The 19,153-nt window shown below is 61.5% G+C and carries 15 protein-coding genes and 1 pseudogene; 5 read left to right on the top strand and 11 right to left on the bottom strand.

The annotated features are described in order from the left end of the window. The first annotated feature begins 46 nt into the window (after window positions 1–46). Window positions 47–793 (top strand): SDR family oxidoreductase, encoded by a 747-nt coding sequence (locus CAF63_RS06140; RefSeq protein WP_085683819.1) that lies wholly within the window; start codon window positions 47–49, stop codon window positions 791–793. A gap of 147 nt (window positions 794–940) precedes the next feature. Here the strand turns inward: CAF63_RS06140 and mapR are convergent, their stop codons facing one another. The 3 genes from mapR to CAF63_RS06125 form a co-directional block, all read right to left on the bottom strand. Continuing rightward, the gene (gene mapR, locus CAF63_RS06135) at window positions 941–2,350 is read right to left on the bottom strand and encodes a GntR family transcriptional regulator MpaR (RefSeq protein ID WP_039772397.1); all 1,410 of its coding nucleotides are present in this window, start codon (window positions 2,348–2,350) and stop codon (window positions 941–943) included. A gap of 132 nt (window positions 2,351–2,482) precedes the next feature. Then, entirely contained in the window at window positions 2,483–3,913 is a 1,431-nt protein-coding gene (gene ccoG / locus CAF63_RS06130) for a cytochrome c oxidase accessory protein CcoG (protein ID WP_085683818.1), read from the bottom strand. 195 nt (window positions 3,914–4,108) lie between these two features. Then, complete coding sequence (locus CAF63_RS06125; protein ID WP_011333950.1) at window positions 4,109–4,357, bottom strand: DUF3203 family protein; 249 nt, start codon at window positions 4,355–4,357, stop codon at window positions 4,109–4,111. A gap of 124 nt (window positions 4,358–4,481) precedes the next feature. Between CAF63_RS06125 and CAF63_RS06120 the strand changes: the two genes are divergently transcribed. Continuing rightward, window positions 4,482–5,018: an MgtC/SapB family protein gene (locus CAF63_RS06120; RefSeq protein WP_085683817.1), complete on the top strand. Its 537-nt coding sequence runs from the start codon at window positions 4,482–4,484 to the stop codon at window positions 5,016–5,018. Here the strand turns inward: CAF63_RS06120 and CAF63_RS28800 are convergent, their stop codons facing one another. Continuing rightward, a complete protein-coding gene (locus CAF63_RS28800; protein WP_007952133.1) occupies window positions 5,019–5,177 on the bottom strand; it encodes a hypothetical protein in 159 nt (52 codons plus the stop codon). A 218-nt stretch (window positions 5,178–5,395) separates the two neighbouring features. On the opposite strand from CAF63_RS28800, the gene CAF63_RS06115 reads away from it, so the two are divergent. The 3 genes from CAF63_RS06115 (at window position 5,396) to glgB (ending at window position 13,130) form a co-directional block, all read left to right on the top strand. Then, window positions 5,396–7,393, top strand: a complete 1,998-nt coding sequence (locus tag CAF63_RS06115; RefSeq protein WP_085683816.1) for an alpha-1,4-glucan--maltose-1-phosphate maltosyltransferase — start codon at window positions 5,396–5,398, stop codon at window positions 7,391–7,393. Window positions 7,394–7,545: 152 nt separating this feature from the next. Further along, window positions 7,546–10,887 carry a maltose alpha-D-glucosyltransferase gene (gene treS / locus CAF63_RS06110; protein ID WP_085683815.1) on the top strand — a complete coding sequence of 1,114 codons (3,342 nt, stop codon included), beginning with the start codon at window positions 7,546–7,548 and terminating at the stop codon, window positions 10,885–10,887. Window positions 10,888–10,889: 2 nt separating this feature from the next. Continuing rightward, window positions 10,890–13,130, top strand: a complete 2,241-nt coding sequence (glgB, locus tag CAF63_RS06105) for a 1,4-alpha-glucan branching protein GlgB (protein WP_085683814.1) — start codon at window positions 10,890–10,892, stop codon at window positions 13,128–13,130. Between the two features lie 86 nt (window positions 13,131–13,216). On the opposite strand, the gene CAF63_RS06100 is transcribed toward glgB, so the two are convergent. From CAF63_RS06100 to CAF63_RS06070, 7 genes and pseudogenes are all read right to left on the bottom strand, one after another. Next, a complete protein-coding gene (locus tag CAF63_RS06100) occupies window positions 13,217–14,287 on the bottom strand; it encodes an autotransporter outer membrane beta-barrel domain-containing protein (RefSeq protein WP_085683813.1) in 1,071 nt (356 codons plus the stop codon). Between the two features lie 389 nt (window positions 14,288–14,676). After that, window positions 14,677–15,474, bottom strand: a complete 798-nt coding sequence (locus tag CAF63_RS06095; protein ID WP_085683962.1) for an endonuclease/exonuclease/phosphatase family protein — start codon at window positions 15,472–15,474, stop codon at window positions 14,677–14,679. Window positions 15,475–15,561: 87 nt separating this feature from the next. Next, window positions 15,562–16,323, bottom strand: coding sequence for a PIG-L deacetylase family protein (locus CAF63_RS06090; RefSeq protein ID WP_085683812.1), 762 nt, complete (start codon window positions 16,321–16,323; stop codon window positions 15,562–15,564). A gap of 183 nt (window positions 16,324–16,506) precedes the next feature. Next, window positions 16,507–16,799, bottom strand: a pseudogene (locus CAF63_RS28940) (glycosyltransferase family 2 protein); the annotation flags it as partial. Between the two features lie 4 nt (window positions 16,800–16,803). Beyond that, window positions 16,804–17,403, bottom strand: coding sequence for an SAM-dependent methyltransferase (locus CAF63_RS06080; RefSeq protein WP_085683811.1), 600 nt, complete (start codon window positions 17,401–17,403; stop codon window positions 16,804–16,806). Next, window positions 17,400–18,158, bottom strand: a complete 759-nt coding sequence (locus CAF63_RS06075; RefSeq protein WP_085683810.1) for a PIG-L deacetylase family protein — start codon at window positions 18,156–18,158, stop codon at window positions 17,400–17,402. Before CAF63_RS06075 ends, CAF63_RS06080 begins: the two co-directional genes overlap by 4 nt. Beyond that, window positions 18,155–19,153 (bottom strand): acyl-CoA dehydrogenase family protein, encoded by a 999-nt coding sequence (locus CAF63_RS06070; RefSeq protein ID WP_085683809.1) that lies wholly within the window; start codon window positions 19,151–19,153, stop codon window positions 18,155–18,157. The genes CAF63_RS06075 and CAF63_RS06070 overlap by 4 nt, the downstream gene beginning before the upstream one ends.

Raw genomic sequence — 19,153 nt, 5'->3', positions numbered from 1 at the left:
TTATTCTTGCCCCGACTGTTACGTGTGCATCGGGGGAAAGGCCAGCATGGATAAAGTCATTGTGATCACCGGCGGCGGCCGTGGAATCGGCGCCGCCACTGCGTTGTTGGCTGCCGAGCAAGGCTATCGGATCTGCATCAATTACCAGTCGGACGAACAGGCTGCTCATCACGTGCTCGAGCAGGTACGTGAGCGCGGCGCTACCGCTATCGCCGTTCGCGCCGACGTCAGTATCGAAGACGAAGTGGTCGCACTGTTTCACCGGGTCGACACCGAACTGGGCCGGGTCACCGCTCTGGTGAACAATGCCGGCACCGTCGGACACAAATCGCGGGTCGACGAAATGTCCGAATTCCGCATCCTCAAAATCATGAAAACCAACGTCCTGGCGCCGATCCTTTGCGCCAAGCACGCGATCCTGCGCATGTCACCCAAACACGGCGGGCAGGGCGGCAGCATCGTCAACGTTTCCTCGGTTGCCGCGCGGCTGGGTTCGCCTAACGAATACGTCGATTACGCGGCTTCAAAAGGTGCGTTGGATACGTTCACCATTGGTCTGTCCAAGGAAGTGGCGGGCGAGGGGATTCGGGTGAATGCGGTGCGTCCGGGCTACATTTATACCGATTTCCATGCGTTGAGTGGCGATCCGGATCGGGTCAGCAAGCTGGAATCGGCGATCCCGATGGCCCGTGGCGGGCGGCCGGATGAAGTGGCGGAGGCGATTGTCTGGTTGCTGTCAGACAAGGCTTCGTATGCCACCGGGACGTTTGTCGATCTCGGTGGAGGGCGCTAAGCCTCAGGACTTGCATTGCCTTAACTGGCCCCATCGCGAGCAAGCTCGCTCCCACAGTGATTTGAGTTGGCCACCGTTTTTGTGAACGGCATCGGACTCTGTGGGAGCGAGCTTGCTCGCGAATGGGTCAATGCGGAGACATCAGTCTCAAAACGACCGCACAATCCGCCCCAACGTCTCCATCGCCTTCTCCGCATCCTCGGTCCACGGGCTGCCGTAGTTCAATCGAATGCAATTCCTGAATCTTTGGGTCGGCGAAAATATCGGCCCCGGCGCGATGCTGATCCCCTGCGCCAACGCCATCTGAAACAACTTCAACGAATCCATCTGCGGCGGTAACTCTAGCCACAGGAAGTAGCCGCCCGCCGGTTGGCTCACGCGAGTCTGTGCCGGGAAGTAGCGGGCGATGGCGGCGAGCATGGCGCTTTGCTGTTCCTCCAAGGCGTAGCGCAGTTTGCGCAGGTGGCGGTCGTAGCCGCCGTGTTGCAGATAGTCGGCGATGGCCGCTTGCGCCGGCATCGAGGCGCACAGCGAGGTCATCAGTTTCAGCCGTTCGATCTTTTGCGCGTAGCGCCCGGCGGCGACCCAGCCGATGCGGTAGCCGGGGGCCAGGCTCTTGGCGAACGAGCCGCAATGCATCACCAGCCCTTCGGTGTCGAAGGCCTTGGCCGGTTTCGGCGCCTGCTGGCCGTAATAGAGTTCGGCGTAGACGTCGTCTTCGATCAGCGGCACTTGATGCTGTTTCAGCAGTTCCACCAGTTCCTGTTTCTTGGCCTCGGGCATGGTCGCGCCCATCGGGTTCTGGAAACTGGTCATGCACCAGCAGGCCTTGATCGGGTGTCGTTCCAGTGTCTGGGCGAGCACGCCGAGGTCGATGCCGTCGCGCGGGTGCACGGGGATTTCCACGGCTTTGAGTTTCAGACGTTCGAGCACTTGCAGGCTGGCGTAAAACGCCGGGGCTTCGATGGCCACCAGATCGCCGGGTTCGGTCACGGCTTGCAGGCACAGGTTCAGTGCTTCGAGGGCGCCGTTGGTGATCAGCAGTTCTTCCATCGGCAGCATCAGCCCGCCGACCATGTAGCGCAGCGCGATCTGCCGACGCAGTTGCGGGTTGCCCGGCGACATGTCGGTGACCACCATACGCGGGTCCATCTCCCGGGCGGCGCTGGCCAGCGAACGGGACAGGCGTTGCAGCGGAAACAGGGTCGGGCTGGGAAACGCCGAACCGAACGGCACGGTGCTCGGGTCCTTGATCGATTCGAGTACCGAGAACACCAGTTCGCTGACGTCGACCTTGGTGGACTCGTTGACCTGGCTGCTGATCACCGGCTCCGAAAACGGGCTCGGCGCGTGGGTGTTGACGAAGTAGCCGGAACGCGGGCGGGCGCGGATCAGGCCTCGGCGTTCCAGCAAGTAATAGGCCTGGAACACCGTGGAGGGGCTGACGCCGTAAGTCTGGCTGGCATAGCGCACCGACGGCACCCGCTGACCGGGGCCGAGGACGCCGGAGCGGATCAGTTCAGCGATGTCGTCGGCGAATTTTTCGTAGCGTTTCATCTTGGGTCCGGATTGATTTCATTCTGAAAGACCGTGTCGCCTTCCTTCGCGAGCAAGCTCGCTCCCACAGAGGAATGCGGTCAACTGTGGGAGCGAGCTTGCTCGCGAACGGCTGCGCCGCAGTCTAAGGGATCAGCGATTCATCGGCGCAACAAACCGGCTCTTCGCCACGCTATAAATCTCGGGCTCATCGCTGTCGGCAATCTTGAAACTCAAGGTCTGCGAGCTGCTGGCCGCACGTTCCGTGGTCATCGCCACCGACACCGGCACATCGACGATCTCGCCCGGTGCCAGGCTCAGTTCGGTCTTGCCTTGCAACTGAAAGCCTTCACCGTCCACCAGCGTCAGGTTGTAGTCCTGGCGCTGCTGGGTCTTGTTGATGACCTTGAGGGTGTAGATGTTTTCGATCTGGCCCAGACCGTTTTCACGGAACAGACCACGGTCCTTGGTCACATCCAGCGACACCATCGGCCGCTCGATCAACGCGAGGGCGAGGGCGCCGATCATCACCACCAGCACCGCGACGTAGCCGATCAGTCGCGGGCGCAGCAGATGCGTCTTACCGCCCTGAAGTTCACGCTCAGAGGTATAGCGAATCAGGCCTCGGGCGTAATTCATCTTGTCCATGATCGAGTCGCAGGCGTCGATGCACGCCGCGCAGCCGATGCATTCCATTTGCAGGCCGTCGCGAATGTCGATGCCGGTCGGGCAGACCTGCACGCACAACTGGCAGTCGATGCAATCGCCGAGCCCGGCTTCGGCCGGTTTCACCTCGCGTTTGCGCGGGCCACGGTTTTCGCCACGGGCCACGTCGTAGGAAATTGCCAGCGTGTCCTTGTCGAACATCACGCTCTGGAACCGCGCATACGGGCACATATGCATGCACACTGCTTCACGCAGCCAGCCAGCATTGATGTAGGTGGCGGCGGTGAAGAACAGCACCCAAAACAGGCTGACGCCGCCGATTTGCAAGGTCAGCAGTTCTTCGGCCAGCGGACGGATCGGGGTGAAGTAGCCAACGAAAGTCAGGCCGGTCAGCACGCTGATTGCCAGCCACAACGTGTGCTTGGCCGCACGCCGGGCCAGTTTGTTCAGGCTCCAGGGCGCGGCTTGCAGCTTGATCCGCTGGTTGCGCTCACCTTCGGTGATCTTCTCGCACCACATGAAGATCCACGTCCACGAACTCTGCGGGCAGGTGTAGCCGCACCACACCCGGCCGGCGAACACGGTAATCGCGAACAGGCCGAACGCGGCGATGATCAGCAGCGCCGACAGCAGAATGAAATCCTGCGGCCAGAAGGTCGCGCCAAAGATGTGGAACTTGCTCTCGGAAAGGTCCCAAAGCACTGCCTGACGCCCGCCCCAGTTCAGCCACACCGTACCGAAGAACAACAGGAACAGAAATCCCGCGCCGCTCATGCGCAAGGTGCGGAACAGGCCGGTGAAGCTGCGGGTGAAGATCTGGTTGTCGCTGGTGGCGTGTTTCGCCTTCATTGGGCGCGCCGGTACTTTTTTTATCTGGGGAGATGCTTCTACGGTTCGGACGGGGATTCGTTCGCTCATGGTCGTTCGCTCATCAGCCTCCATCAGGCCAGGGAACTATGAGCGCCGATCTGTTTGCATAACAGGCTCAGGTATTTCAATAAAAAGCGTATCAGATGACTTTTTAAGCCACGCCTGCGACAACTTGAAGCAGCCCGCAGGCCAAGGCGCAGATGCCTATCCCAGACGTCTGCGCCGATTGTTGATCGAGGTCAGTCAAATCACCGAATCACTGTCGTCGGCCTTCAGGTGTTTGCGTCCATCCCGGGCGCCTGCGACGGTCAATGCATCAGCTTCCGCTTCGGTGACGTAGATGCGCCGTCCTTCCACTTCGACGAACGACATGGCTTTTTCGCTATCTGTCCTGACTTCCAGCGTGTCGCAGATCCGTATTTCCTCACCATTCTCGACGGTGAAAAAACAGACTTTGGAATCCGGATTGCTTTCATCGATACGAAGGGGCATGGGCTTGTCCTTTTTTTCACGAGAGTTTGAAACGTTAGGGCGCGCGGTTCTGCAGATCGTTCTACGCAACCGATTAATGGTCGGCGCTGTCCATCCTTTATCAACTCATTACAAGGACTGGACGATGAACGCCTGGTGGCATGAAGTGTGGGAAACCCTGCAAGCGGAATTCGCTGACATTGGCGATGCGTCGCAGCTGACCCGGATCACCGTGCGCCTGCTGATGGCGGCGCTGCTGGGCGGCATTCTCGGCTTTGAGCGTGAACACAAGGGCAAGGCCGCCGGGGTGCGGACGCACATGCTGGTGGCCCTCGGCGCGGCGCTGTTTGTACTGGTGCCGCAATTGTCCGGGTCCCAGGCCGATGCCATGAGCCGGGTGGTGCAAGGGGTGATTGCCGGGATCGGCTTTCTCGGCGCCGGCACCATCCTCAAGAACCATGAAGGCGACGAAGGCCACGTGAAAGGCCTGACCACCGCCGCCGGCCTGTGGATGACCGCCGCCATCGGCGTCGCGGCTGGTCTGGGCCGGGAGGCCACGGCGGTGCTCAGTACGTTGCTCGCGCTGGGGATCTTCAGTGTCATGCCGCGGATCGTCAGAGTCTTCGAAAAGGATCAACTGGATAAGGATCGCATCGAGAAGGACCACCACGACCTGCGCTGATCAGACGATCACTGGCGGCATGGTCGTCGGCGGTTCTTCCTTGGGCGGTGGCGTGGTGCCAGGCGGTTCCTGTTCGGGGATCGGCTGCGGTTCGGTCTCGGGCAGGACCGGTTTGTCGATATTCGGGTCAGGTGTTTCGGCCGGAATCGGAATAGTCATCGGGTGAACCTCCGTGTGGCACTTGGCGTAGGAAGTGCTTAAGTGGATTGACCACTGCACTGCGAAATCGATCCGATTTTGTGGCGGGGCAAATCCCTGTGAACTTTTCCCGGCGATGGCCGCTCGGAACCTGAGAGATTTCATCACCGGGCGCAGGCCCGGTCGTGACCGCCAAACAGGCAAACGAGCGTCCTTGGGGCGTTAAGGAGAGATGCTCAATGACTGCTGAAAAACCTTCCGAACAGAGCTACAACCCGCACATGCCGCTGTCGCAGGCCTTGCTGTTGCCGCGCATCGTCATTGAAAACACCATGCCGACCCTCGACGGCGGACAATTTGCCGTCAAGGCAATCGCTGGTCGGGAGATCGTGGTCACCAGCAAGGTGTTCGCCGACGGTCACGACAAACTCGCAGTGCGCATCCGCTGGCGCGAAGAGGGCGATGAGAACTGGCAGACCGAAGTCATGAGCGATCAGGGCAATAACGGCTGGCGGGGTGTGTTTCAGCCGCAGCGCATGGGCCGTTATCTGTTCCTGATCGAAGCGTGGATCGACCAGTTCGCCAGTTTTCAGTACGAACTGGAGAAAAAACACACCGCCGCCGTCCCGGTCAGTCTCGAGTTGCAAGAGGGGCGAAACATGGTGCAGCAGGCCGCCGAGCGCAGCGAAGGGCAGCTCAGCGAACAGCTGGCCGGCCTGCACCACGAATTGTCCGGCCTGCTCGAAACCGAGCAGGTCGCGTTGTTTCTGCACTCGCGCAGTGCGCAACTGATGGCCGAGGCCGATCATCGCGCCTATCTGAGCCTCAGTCCGGAATTCCCGGTGGACGTCGAGCGCGAGCTGGCGGAATTCGCCAGTTGGTACGAACTGTTTCCCCGCTCGATCACCGACGATCCCGCCCGCCACGGCACCTTCAATGACGTGCACTCGCGCCTGCCGATGATTCAGGACATGGGCTTCGACGTGTTGTACTTCACGCCGATCCACCCGATTGGCCGCAGCCACCGCAAGGGCCGCAACAATTCCCTGACCGCCGGCCCGGATGATCCCGGCAGCCCGTATGCGATCGGCAGCGAGGAGGGCGGCCACGAAGCGATTCACTCGCAACTCGGTACCCGCGAAGACTTTCGTCGGCTGGTAGCTGCTGCCGCTGACCATGGTCTGGAGATCGCCCTGGATTTCGCCATCCAGTGTTCCCAGGATCACCCGTGGCTCAAACAGCATCCGGGCTGGTTCAACTGGCGGCCGGACGGCACGATCAAATACGCCGAGAACCCGCCGAAGAAATACCAGGACATCGTCAACGTCGATTTCTATGCGCCGGAAGCGATTCCGAGCTTGTGGGTCGAGTTGCGCGACATCGTGGTCGGCTGGGTGCAGGAGGGCGTGAAGATCTTTCGCGTGGACAACCCGCACACCAAACCGCTGCCGTTCTGGCAATGGTTGATCGCCGACGTGCGCACGCTGTACCCGGAAGTGATCTTCCTTGCCGAGGCCTTCACCACCCCGGCGATGATGGCGCGACTGGGCAAGGTCGGTTACACCCAGAGCTACACCTATTTCACTTGGCGCAACACCAAGGCCGAGCTGGCGACCTACTTCAGCGAACTCAATGAATCGCCGTGGCGCGAGTGCTACCGGCCGAACTTCTTCGTCAACACCCCGGACATCAACCCGGCGTTCCTGCATGAATCGGGGCGCCCCGGATTTTTGATTCGCGCGGCGCTGGCGACCATGGGCTCGGGCCTGTGGGGCATGTATTCGGGGTTTGAGCTGTGTGAATCGGCGCCGGTGCCGGGCAAGGAGGAATACCTCGATTCCGAGAAGTACGAGATCCGCGTCCGCGACTTCAACCAGCCCGGCAACATCATTGCCGAGATCGCCCAGCTCAACCGCATCCGCCGGCAGAACCCGGCGCTGCACAGCCATCTGGGCCTGAAGATCTACAACGCCTGGAACGACAACATTCTGTATTTCGGCAAGCGCAGCGCGGACGGCAGCAACTTCATTCTGGTGGCCGTCAGCCTGGATCCGCATAACGTACAGGAGGCGAATTTCGAGCTGCCGCTGTGGGAAATGGGCCTGCCGGACGATGCCACCACCCACGGCGAAGACCTGATGAACGGCCATCGCTGGGACTGGCACGGCAAGTACCAGTTCATGCGGATCGATCCGGCGTATCAACCGTTCGGAATCTGGCGCATTACTTCTTCCTGATGATGATCGTTCCCACGCTCCGCGTGGGAATGCATCCCGGGACGCTCCGCGTCCCAGCGGTGGACGCAGAGCGTCCAAGGCGGCATTCCCACGCAGAGCGTGGGAACGATCAGTAGCAGCTTCGGCTTCAATGAATTGAACAGGAGTTTCACATGGCGAAGAAACCCAAGGCAGCCACCTTCATCAAGGATCCGCTCTGGTACAAGGACGCGGTTATCTATCAAGTTCACGTCAAATCCTTTTTCGACTCCAACAACGACGGGATCGGCGACTTTCCCGGCCTGATCGCCAAACTCGATTACATCGCCGAACTCGGTGTCAACACCATCTGGCTGCTGCCGTTCTATCCCTCGCCACGTCGCGACGACGGTTACGACATCGCCGAATACCGCGGCGTACACAGCGATTACGGGACGATGGCCGATGCCAAGCGGTTCATTGCCGAAGCGCATAAACGCGGGTTGCGAGTGATCACCGAGCTGGTTATCAACCACACCTCGGATCAGCACCCGTGGTTTCAGCGTGCGCGCAAGGCCAAGCCCGGTTCGGCGGCGCGGGACTTCTACGTGTGGTCGGATGACGACCAGAAATACGACGGCACCCGGATCATTTTCCTCGACACCGAAAAGTCCAACTGGACCTGGGACCCGGTAGCCGGCCAGTACTTCTGGCACCGCTTCTATTCGCACCAGCCGGACCTCAATTTCGACAACCCGCAAGTCATGAAAGCCGTGCTCTCGGTGATGCGCTACTGGCTGGACATGGGCATCGACGGCTTGCGCCTGGACGCGATTCCATACCTGATCGAGCGCGACGGCACCAACAACGAAAACCTGCCGGAAACCCACGATGTCCTCAAGCAGATCCGCGCCGAGATCGACGCCAACTACCCGGATCGAATGCTGCTGGCCGAGGCCAACCAATGGCCGGAAGACACCCAGCTGTATTTCGGCGATACCGACGCCGAGGGCGTGAATGGCGACGAATGCCACATGGCGTTCCACTTCCCGCTGATGCCGCGCATGTACATGGCGCTGGCCCAGGAAGATCGCTTCCCGATCACCGACATCCTGCGCCAGACCCCGGAGATCCCGGCCAATTGCCAATGGGCGATCTTCCTGCGCAACCACGATGAGCTGACGCTGGAAATGGTCACCGACAAGGAGCGCGACTACCTGTGGAACTACTACGCCGCCGACCGTCGCGCGCGGATCAACCTCGGCATTCGCCGGCGACTGGCGCCATTGATGGAACGCGACCGCCGCCGCATCGAGTTGCTTAACAGTCTGCTGTTGTCGATGCCCGGCACGCCGACCCTTTATTACGGCGATGAAATCGGCATGGGCGACAATATCTATCTGGGCGACCGCGACGGCGTGCGCACCCCGATGCAATGGTCGATCGACCGCAACGGCGGATTTTCCCGCGCCGATCCGGCCAGTCTGGTGCTGCCGCCGATCATGGACCCGCAGTACGGCTTTCAATCGGTGAATGTCGAGACCCAGTCCGGTGATCCGCATTCGCTGTTGAACTGGACGCGACGTTTGCTGGCGGTGCGCAAGCAATCCAAGGCGTTCGGTCGTGGCACCTTGAAGATGCTCTCGCCGGCCAACCGTCGCGTGCTGGCCTACACCCGCGAATACACCGGTCCGGACGGCAAGCATGAAATCATCCTGTGCGTGGCCAATGTGTCGCGCAGCGCGCAAGCCGTGGAGCTCGACCTGTCGGCCTACGTCGGCATGGTGCCGGTGGAGATGCTCGGCGGTAACGCGTTCCCGCCCATCGGTCAGCTGAATTTCCTCCTGACCCTGGCGCCTTACGGTTTCTACTGGTTCGGCCTGGCGGCGGAAAACCAGATGCCTAGCTGGCACGTGGAACCGGCGCAGAGCCTGCCGGACTTCACCACGCTGGTGCTGAAAAAACGCATGGAGGAACTGCTCGAAGCACCGTCCCGCGCTACCCTCGAACAGGCGATCCTGCCGAACTGGCTGCAGAACCGCCGCTGGTTCGCCGGCAAGGACGCTGTCATCGAACAAGTGAAACTGGCCTATGGCGTGCGCTTCGGCGACGCACAGCATCCGGTGTTGCTCAGCGAAATCGAAGTGCAGAGCGGCGGGCAGACCAGCCGTTATCAATTGCCGTTCGGCTTTATTGCCGAAGATCAGGTCGGGCCGGCATTGCCGCAGCAACTGGCTTTGGCGCGGGTACGCCGGGTGCGTCAGGTCGGGTTGATTACCGATGCGTTCAGTCTTGAAGCGTTTATTCGCGCGGTGCTGCAAGGGATGCAGAGCGGTACGGTGCTGGAATCCAGTGAGGGCGAGATCCGTTTCGAAGCAACGCCGCAACTGGAAAAACTCGGCCTCGGGGCCGAATCGGAAGTGCGCTATCTGTCCGCCGAGCAATCCAACAGTTCGGTGGTGATCGGCAACAGTCTGGTGCTCAAGCTGATCCGCAAAGTCGCGTCCGGCGTACACCCGGAACTGGAGATGAGCGCTTACCTGACCGATGCCGGATTTGCCAATATCTCCCCGCTGCTCGGTTCGGTGATTCGCCGCGGCGCCGATGGTGAAGACAACCTGCTGATGATTGCGCAGGGCTACTTGAGCAATCAGGGCGATGCCTGGGAGTGGACGCAGAACAACCTCGAACGGGCGCTGCGCGACGAGTTGGCGGACGCTGTGTCCGAACAGGCGCAGCACTACAACGCCCTGGGTGAGCTGAAAGACTTCGCCGGTATGCTCGGCCAGCGTCTGGGGGAAATGCATCAGGTATTGGCAGCGCCGAGCGACAACCAGGACTTCGCGCCGCAAGTCAGTTCGGCCAAGGATGCGCAGGCGAATGGCAAGGATGTCGCGGCGCAGGTCGAGCATGCGCTGAAGCTGCTCAAGCAGCATCAGGGTGAACTCGACGCGGCGGATCAGAAGCTTGTTGCTCGGTTGCTCGACAACAAGAAAACCATCCTTGCCCACGTGCAGGAACTGGCTAGGCAATCGGCTGGCGGTTTGCGGATCCGCGTTCACGGCGATCTGCATTTGGGGCAAGTGCTGGTGATCAAGGGCGACGCGTACCTGATCGACTTCGAGGGCGAACCGGCGCGGCCACTGGCCGAGCGCCGAGGCAAGCACAGTCCGTACAAGGACGTCAGTGGTGTGCTGCGCTCCTTCGACTATGCCGCGGCCATGGCCCTGAATGTGCACAGCGTCGACAACAGTCCCGAGGCCGAAGCCGCGCGTCGGCGGGTCACGGAGCGTTACCTGCGTGAAGCCCGGGAAGCATTTCTCCAGGCATATCGCCAAGCGGCGGCTAATCTTGATCATGCCTGGCAGGATCCTGAAGGTGCCGACGCCGCACTGGCGTTGTTCGGTCTGGAGAAAGCGGCCTACGAAGTGGCCTATGAAGCCGAAAATCGCCCCACCTGGCTGCCCGTGCCGCTGCACGGTCTGTACGGGTTATTGACGGGGCTAAAACCCTTTTCCGATCTTGGTGGAGAGTAGTCATGAGTTTCTCGAACAAGGAACAGGGTCAAGTGAACGAACGATTGTTGCCCAGGGCGAAGGACATTGATGCCCTGGTGCGCGCAGAACATCACGACCCGTTTTCCATTCTTGGCCCCCACGGCGATGGTGCCGGCGGGCAGTTCATCCGGGCGTATCTGCCCGGCGCGTTAAGCGTTTCAGTACTCGATAAACATAGTGGCGAAGAGCGCGGCCCGCTGGAGGCTACCGAAACACCGGGGCTGTTTGTCGGCCATTTCGAGGATGCGCGGCCGTACTTGTTGCGCACCCGCTGGGCGGGTGGTGAACAGGTCGCGGAAGATCCTTACAGCTTTGGTCAGTTGCTCGGTGAAATGGATTTGTATTTGTTCGCCGAAGGCAATCATCGTGATCTCAGCAGCTGCCTCGGCGCGCAGCTGAAAACCGTCGATGGCGTCGACGGCGTGCGCTTTGCCGTGTGGGCGCCGAATGCCCGACGGGTATCGGTGGTCGGCGACTTCAACGTCTGGGACGGGCGCCGGCACCCGATGCGCTTGCGGCATCCGTCCGGCGTGTGGGAGTTGTTCATTCCGCGCCTGCAAGCGGGGGAGCTGTACAAGTACGAAATTCTCGGTGCCCACGGCATCCTGCCGCTCAAGGCCGACCCGATGGCGCTGGCCACCAGTCTGCCGCCGGACACCGCCTCGAAAGTCGCCTCGCCGTTGCAGATCGACTGGCAGGATCAGGACTGGATGACTGGCCGTCGCGAGCGCCAGCAACACAATGCGCCGCTGTCGATCTATGAATTGCACGCCGGATCCTGGCAATGCGAACTCGATGATCTGGGCGAAGTGGCCCGCCAGTACACCTGGCCGGAGCTGGCCGAGCGGCTGATTCCCTATGTCAAGGAACTGGGGTTCACCCATATTGAACTGATGCCGATCATGGAGCATCCGTTCGGCGGCTCCTGGGGTTATCAGTTGCTGTCGCAGTTCGCCCCGAGCGCGCGTTACGGCACGCCGGATGAATTCGCGGCATTCATCAACGCCTGCCATCAGGCCGATATCGGGGTGATTCTCGACTGGGTGCCGGCGCATTTTCCGACCGATACCCATGGTCTGGCGCAGTTCGATGGCACCGCGTTGTACGAGTACGGCAACCCTCTGGAAGGCTTCCATCAGGACTGGGATACGCTGATCTACAACCTCGGCCGTACCGAAGTGCACGGCTACATGCTGGCCTCGGCGCTGCACTGGTTGAAGCATTTCCACGTCGACGGGCTGCGGGTCGATGCGGTGGCGTCGATGCTCTATCGCGATTATTCGCGCAAGGCCGGCGAGTGGGTGCCGAATCGTCATGGCGGTCGCGAGAACCTGGAAGCCATCGATTTCCTTCGCCACTTGAACGACGTGGTCGCGCTGGAAGCGCCGGGCGCGCTGGTCATCGCCGAAGAATCCACGGCGTGGCCGGGCGTCAGCCAGAGCACCCAGCAGGGCGGTCTCGGCTTTGCCTATAAATGGAACATGGGCTGGATGCACGATTCGCTGCACTACATCCAGCAGGATCCGGTGTACCGCGCCCATCACCACAATGAGTTGAGTTTCGGTCTGGTTTACGCCTGGTCCGAGCGTTTCATCCTGCCGATCTCCCATGACGAGGTGGTGCACGGCAAGCATTCGCTGATCGACAAGATGCCCGGCGACCGTTGGCAGAAATTCGCCAACCTGCGCGCCTATCTGAGTTTCATGTGGACCCATCCGGGCAAGAAGCTGCTGTTCATGGGCTGCGAGTTTGGCCAGTGGCGTGAATGGAATCATGACCAGCAACTCGACTGGTATTTGCTGCAATATTCGGAGCACAAAGGCGTACAGAAACTGGTCGGCGACCTCAACCGGCTCTACCGCGATGAACCGGCGCTGCACGAGCAGGACGATGCGCCGCAAGGGTTTCAGTGGTTGATCGGTGACGATGCGATCAACAGCGTCTATGCGTGGCTGCGCTGGAGCAAGGACGGAACGCCGGTGCTGGTGGTGGCCAACTTCACTCCGGTGCCGCGTCAGTCGTACCGCGTGGGCGTGCCGTTTGCCGGGCGCTGGAAGGAATTGCTCAACAGTGACGCCGACACCTATGCCGGTTCCAATTATGGCAACGGGGGCGGGGCGTTCACCGAAGAGGTGGCCAGCCATGGGCAGGCGTTGTCGCTGGAACTGAACCTGCCGCCGCTGGCGGTGTTGATCCTTAAGCCCGAGGGTCCAAGCGAGTAACGGGACGCCCCCACGCGAGATCGCTCCCCCGCGGATTACTGATCGTTCCCACGCAGAGCGTGGGAACGATCATCTGAGGCTAATCTTCACCACCGCATCCGGATCCCCAGGCTGCCAATCAACCCGTTCAGGTCGTTGTCATCCACATCGCTGCTGTAGTCGGCGCTGACGTACAGGCTGACCGCCGGCGTCACCCGGGCCACCAGGCCCAGACCCAGTTCCACCGTGGATGACTTGCGGCTGCTGCTGATCTTGTCCACCTGATCCAGCGTCACCGTGTTGCCGGTGTACACCGTATGCCACAAGTTCGTGCGCACGTAGGGTTCGACCGGCAGGCCGTTCAGGTCGTAGCTACCTTTCAAGCGCGCACCGACCCGACCGCTCCACGATGAAATGTCGCTGGAAGACGCATTGCCCGAGCCGGCATAGGGTGTGTCCAGGGTGATGCGCTGGTTGATCAACTGCGCTTGCGGTTCAACCACCCAGTTTTCACCGAGTCCGATCGGGAATCCGCCTTCCACCGACAGCGTCATCGCGCTGCCTTCGGTGGCCAGGCGTGCGCCTTGCTCGTTACGGCTGAAACCGCTGACCCGGCCGCCACTGGCCGCCAGATCGACGTGCCAGCCCTGCGGGCCGATCAGGCTGTAGTAAGCGCCGAGGCTCTGGCCTTGCAGGTTGAGGGTGTCGGTGGTCGGGTCGGCGAGGGCGCGACTGGTGATCAGGCCGTTGCTGTTGCCTTGAATCTGACTGACGCCGCCGATCAGGCCGATTTGCTGGGTGTGGCCGCTGCTGCTTTTCAGGGTCAGCACGGCGGGGCCCTTGAAGTCGCCAGTACCGGGCATGGCGAAGCCGGGGCTGAGGACGTCGGTCTGTGCCTGACGTGAGGTCGCTCCGTAAAGCTGATCCCAGGCCGAGGGGGCGAGGTCTTCAGTGATCAGGCGCGTACCGCGCAGGTCCGGCTGTAGGCTCAGGCGTTGCGGCCCAGGGGTCACGACCGTCGCAGGGAGGGTCATGACGGGAATGTCCTGGCGATACCAGGGTGTCGCCTCGTCCGCCACAGGACCCGCCTGCGCCTCCATGGATGAACAAAGCAAGATAGAGCTGGAAACAGTGCAAAAGGTAATTTTGATCTCTTGTGAGGTGAGTGAGGTTCTCATGGCAGTCTGCCTTGCTATCGCATGCGGTATCTCGCCTTGGCGTCTCTCCTACCCCGAATGAGGGGCGACCGAATGGAGCGTGGCGAACCCGTGGCCGCTCGTTTTGACGAGTGACCTGAGGCTCGCCCCGAGTAGTATTTCCGGGGGTAGTAAGGTAGAGCTAAGAAGATGCGTGCCACTGCGTCAAGAAATTGGACGATGAGTGGTATGGTCAAAACGGATGGCTCAAGCTTCTGTTTTTTCGCGATTATCTAAGTTCTTGTTTGTAGGGGGAAACGCTGGAAAAGCCGCGAAACAGAGATGTTTCGCAGCCGACAACCGGTCTGTTGGCAGGTACAGGGATCAAAGTCGGGTGGCGCTGCAGGGATGCAATAGCTGTCAGTATCGCCTTACAAATGCACCTCGACCGCCAGCGGCAGGTGATCGGAAAGATGGGTCCAGGGCTTGTTCCCCAGTATCTGCGGCTCATGACTGGTGGCATTGCGCAGATAGATGCGATCCAGGCGCAGCAACGGGAAGCGGGCAGGGTAGGTTTTGGCCGGCCGGCCATGATGGCGCTCAAAGGCTTCGTGCAGGTAATCGCGACGGGCGAGGGCAGCGTTGCCCTGCAATTGCCAGTCGTTGAAGTCACCGGCAATGATCACCGGTGCATGGTCGGGCAGGGATTCGAGCAACTGGCAGAGCAGCTGCAACTGCAATTGCCGATGGCTTTCGAGCAGGCTCAGGTGCACGCAGATGGCATGGACTTCGACGTGTCCCGGCACATCCAGCACGCAGTGCAACAGGCCACGGCGTTCGGGCCCGGTGATCGATACGTCGAGGTTGCGGTACTCGCGAATCGGGTATTTCGACAACAGAGCGTTGCCGTGATGGCCATCGGGATAGACGGCATTGCGCCCGTAGGCAAAATCGCTCCACATGCTGTCAGCGAGAAATTCGTACTGCGAGGTTTGCGGCCAGTCGTTGTAACGACTGGAATGCCGCTCGTGTTCGCCTACCACTTCCTGAAGAAACACCAGATCGGCCGAGGTGCTGCGCACCGCTTCGCGCAGTTCCGGAAGGATGAAACGTCGATTGAGCGCGGTGAATCCTTTGTGCGTGTTGACCGTCAGCACCCGCAGGCGATGAATGGCGGACGGGTTCGCGGGCTGTGCGTCGACGACGTGACGCTTGGGATCGCTGGACACGTTCACTCCTCTGAATCATGACTGCCTGTTCATGCGACTGATCCGCGCGGGGGCAGTTCACTTTGAGTGACTGCCCGCGTTGCGCCATCAATCGACGAAGATGATTTCGTAGGGCAGGCGCATACGCTCCAGAATAGCCTTGGGCAGTAGCGGTGCTATGCCGATCGCCGGTTCGCCATTGAGTTGACTGGCGTAAGCATGAGTGGCGTGGCTCTTGCGCGCGACGGTCCAAGTGTCGAGACGCAGCTTGCGTGCACGATGCCACGGAATCTGCGCCTGATCGCGTTCAGGCCAGTGCCAGGCCCAGACCGGCACATCGTGATAGGTTGCACCGACCTGTTGCGCCGCAATCGCACTGGCCCGGCCAACCACTTCATGATCGTCGCTGCCGTCGTTGCGCCAGGTACTGAAGACAACATCGCCGGGACGCAGGTAGCGGGCGATGAATTCGGTGAGCTGGGTTTGCTGGTCGTGCAGGGCATTGTCGGTGAAACCGCCACGGACCCACTTCAGGCTATGCATGGGCAGACCGAGACGACGCAAGGCTTCGACACTTTCCTGTGGGCGGAACACGCTCAGGCGCTTCTCTGACCATTGACGCGAGCCCGGATGGCTGGCGCTGCCGTCGGTGATGGAGAGCAATTGCAGGGGGTGCCCGAGGCTGGAAAGCAACTGCAGCAGACCGCCGCAGGTCACCACTTCGTCCCCAGGATGGGGGGCGATGACCACCGCGCGCGCGCCTGCCGGGACAAGGCTGCGGGTATTGATGACAGGGATGTTGTCGATTTGCGGGGCGCTGTTCCAGATCTGCGCCGGCAAGCCGCTTTCGCTGAGGGATAACGGTTTCATGAGTACGACGTCCTTGTTGTGGCGGGCCTTCGTCCTGCGCGCAGTCGTTGATGCTGCGCCCATGACCCTTGAAGGCAGTGTGCTGGCAATATGCAGCGCTCCGAACCCTGGATTGCCGCGATGCAGAGTATTGCTCAAGACCGGTGATTCGTCGCGTGACAGATCGATCTGAGCCGCTTTTTTTTATTCAGTCTGTGCCAACTGTCGCAGATAGTCGCCGAAACCGCCCCGTGCGCGACTGTCCAGCCGAGCACTGGCATGCACCTGCGGTCGATGACTCCAGGCAACGTGTGCGCCGCAACGTTCCAGCCGACGCACCAGTTGCACATCCTCATCGCAGGCCAGCGGCTCGAAGCCTCCGGCCCGGCGATAGGCCTCGGCACTGATCCGAGGTTGGCGCCGTGAATGTGTCGGTGACCCTCGCGAGCCTGATAGTGATGGTGATAACGGATTTGCGCGGCTTCATCGATCGAGTCGGGCTCATCGCAATCCCTCCAGCGCCGCTACAGAGCGGGGTTCGCGGCTCCATAGTTCGAGAATGAAATCCGCTTCCTGATGAAGCACCAGGCGCGGCAGCTTCAGTTGCTCGTGAATCAGATCGTGTACCTGACGGGCATTGAGCGGACAACCCTCGATCGACGGGCGCCAATGACACGCCAATAGCTGTCCGCTGGCAGTCAGGGAGCGATGAGCATGATGGATGACCGCTGTCAGGTCTTCAGGGTCCAGGTAGTAGCCGATTTCACTGAGCACGATCAGGTCGAACTGCTCTTGCGGCCAGTCGTCGGGCAAACGGCCCTGATGCACTTTGACATGCTCGAACAGAGTCAGCCGGGTGCGTGCCAGATTGACCGCTTTGCGGACGGTGTCGCTGCACACCAGCCGGTCGCAGCGCTCGGCAAGTGCCGCGCTCAACTCGCCGTTGGCGCATCCCGCTTCATATACCGCCCGATAATGCCGGCGGGGCAGAGCGGCGAGGGTGATGGCGCGTTTGCGCTGTTCATACCAGCGCTCGCGAAAGGCCCAGGGGTCGTCGTTGCCGGCAAACAGGCCTTCGAAATAGCGGTCCTCGACACTCATAGAAATACCACCTCGAAAGGTTGCAGCAACCGATCCAGCACCAAAGGCGCCAATACTGGCGGCAGGCCGGCGTCCGGGTCGCCTTCCAGCTGACTGGCGAAGGCATGTATGGCGTGGCGTTTGCGGGCCACCTGCGCCGGTGTCAGAGAGATCTTGCGCGCCCGCTGCCATGGCACGCAGGCATCCTCCGGACTTGCCCAGTGCCAGGTCCAGACCGGCAGTTCATGACAGACAAGGCCGGAACGGCGCGCGGCCTCCAGACTGGCCCGCCCCACCGCTTCATGGTCACAGTGACCGTCCTCGCACCACGTGGTAAACAGCACATCGCCGGGCTGCAAATAACGGGCGATGAAGTCGCTCAACTCGGCTTCGCGTGCGGCCACTTGGGTATCCGGAAACCCACCGCGCAGCCATTTCAAACGGTGCATCGGCAGCCCGAGCCGGCGCAGGGCTTCGGCGGACTCCTGAGGACGAACCACGCTCAGGCGCTCCACTGGCCAGCGATCAGAGCCGGGGTGACTGGCGCTGCCGTCCGTGACGGAGATCAGTTGCAGCGCCCGGCCTGCCGCAGCGAGCAACTGCAGAAGTCCGCCGCAGCCGAGCACTTCGTCGTCCGGATGTGGGGCGATGATCACGGCCCGAGAGCCCGGCGGCACCAGCCTGAGAATATCGATGCTGTGCAGTTCAGCCAGGTGTCGCGAGTTCTGCCATTGGTGCAGGGTTGTGCCCTGGCCGACGATCGGATCGGGTTTCATAACGTCCATGTCTCATTCGGTTGTCGGGCGACCGATTGGCCGAGGGCGGCGAGGTCGCGTTCGGCGTGGCTCTGGCGCACAAAGACCGGCAGGTCGGCCATCAGCCGGGCGAAGTGGCGATCCTTGCAGAACGGCCCGGCGCCGAGGGCACGACCGGTGTCGCGGATGACCTGTTCGACGGAGTGCTCGACGACTGCGCGCACGCGCCGGGCCATGAATTCGGCGTTGGCGTCGGGGTGAGCGTCGATGTCCGCAGCACTGGCACGCAAGGCCGCTGCGGCTGCATGTAATGCCGTGTCGACGGCACCCAGATGGGCAAGGGCGTGAGGCTCTTCGCGTTGCGCGCAGTGCTTGCGCAAGCGCTCGGAGATCTGGCGTGCCGCGCCGTACCAGCAGGCCGCGATTCCGATCCCGCCCTGCCAGAAGCCCGGTCGTTGCAGGTAGTCACCGGGGGCGCCGATGGCTTGTCCCTCGACATCGTCGAAGGTGACTTCGACACTGCCGGTCGCGCCCATCCCCACGGCCTGCCAGCTTTCACCCGTGATTTTCACCCCCGGCTGATCCATGGCCACCGCAATCAGTTGCTGGTGCTCATGCTGATCCCATGCGGTCAGCAAGCCGTGACTGAGCACGGTAGCACCGGAACACCAGGCTTTTCGCCCATTGAGTCGCACCAAGTGTCCCGCCGGCGTGATCCGCACTCGTGCGTCGGGTGGTTCGGCCGCCCACATGCCCCACGTACTGCCCGGCGTCGGCGACCCGCCGAGTTGCTGGATGATCGCCAGGGCATCGGTGTGCCCTTCGTAGAGTTTGCACAGGCTCAAGTCATGGCCGGCGACGGCGGCCAAGGCCCGGAAACGCTCGAGCGTCTGACCGCTGCCGGGCATTGGCAGGCAATCCAGCCCGGCTTCGACCATCTCCCGCAGGCATCGGCCGAGGGCCGCCGTATCGGGATAGTCCGGGATGCGCTGCGCAAGATACTGGTCCAGGTCCAT

It is taken from the genome of Pseudomonas sp. B20(2017) (assembly GCF_002113125.1).
Classification (GTDB): Bacteria; Pseudomonadota; Gammaproteobacteria; order Pseudomonadales; family Pseudomonadaceae; genus Aquipseudomonas.
This window is presented reverse-complemented; position numbering and strand designations above follow the sequence as displayed.